Here is a 440-nt window from a genome sequence, read left to right on the forward strand (position 1 = left end):
GTTTATTGCTCGTGTTTCTCGTGGTCGTACTGTGCGTGAGTTTATGATCTCTGTTCTGTTGATACCTTCTCTGGCTTGTGTGCTATGGATGACAGCTTTTGGTGGTACAGCGATTAGTCAGTTAGTGAATGATGGTTATCAGGCTGTAAGTCAGGCTGATCTACCAATTAAACTCTTTATGATGCTGGATACCCTGCCTTTGTCAGAGATCACCTCTTTGATTGCCATTGTTCTGGTTATTGTATTTTTCGTGACCTCTTCTGACTCTGGTTCTTTGGTTATTGATGCAATCTCTGCTGGTGGGAAAGTAGACTCACCTAAGCCTCAGCGTGTTTTTTGGTGTACGTTTGAAGGTTTGGTTGCAATTGCACTGATTTTGGGTGGCGGACTTACTGCGCTACAAGCGATGGCTGTTTCAACGGGCTTTCCGTTCACAATAG

At 44.3% G+C, this 440-nt stretch carries 1 protein-coding gene; it reads left to right on the plus strand.

The features are described from left to right. The coding region (locus BTA35_RS16810; protein ID WP_202931309.1) for a BCCT family transporter at positions 1 to 440 on the plus strand (440 nt) is incomplete at both ends.

It is taken from the genome of Oceanospirillum linum (assembly GCF_001995095.2).
GTDB classification, from domain to species: domain Bacteria; phylum Pseudomonadota; class Gammaproteobacteria; order Pseudomonadales; family Halomonadaceae; genus Oceanospirillum; species Oceanospirillum linum.